Source organism: Mesorhizobium sp. M00.F.Ca.ET.216.01.1.1, assembly GCF_004010325.2.
Lineage (GTDB): Bacteria > Pseudomonadota > Alphaproteobacteria > Rhizobiales > Rhizobiaceae > Mesorhizobium.
Genome location: NZ_SADR02000415.1, coordinates 1 through 312, shown reverse-complemented (window position 1 = coordinate 312; position 312 = coordinate 1). Strand labels below are relative to the sequence as shown.

The window sequence follows — 312 nt, the reverse complement described above, 5'->3', positions numbered from 1 at the left end:
GCGGCTCGATCGCAGCCTCCCAGGAGCGGAAACTGCCGATCAGCACGCCGATCGGGATGGACAGTGCCGAGGCGAGAAGAAAGCCGATGGAAATGCGGTACATGGAGGCCCGGAGGTCCAGCCACAAGGTGCCGTCGGCCGCGAGCTTGGCGATCTGGGTCGCGACGCTGCCCGGCGACGGCAGGAAGATGGGTTTTACCCATTCCAGCCCGGTCGCCGCCCACCAGGCGAGGCCGAGACCGGCGAAGACGGCCACGGCGATGATCAGGAAACGGGAGCGCGCGATGGGAGCGCCGATCCCGGAGGAGCGGC

General features: G+C 68.6%; 1 pseudogene. It reads right to left on the bottom strand.

Annotated features, from left to right (window positions below):
- Positions 1 to 298 (bottom strand): annotated as a pseudogene (locus EN859_RS36735) (ABC transporter permease); the annotation flags it as partial.
- Positions 299 to 312: the final 14 nt, after the last annotated feature.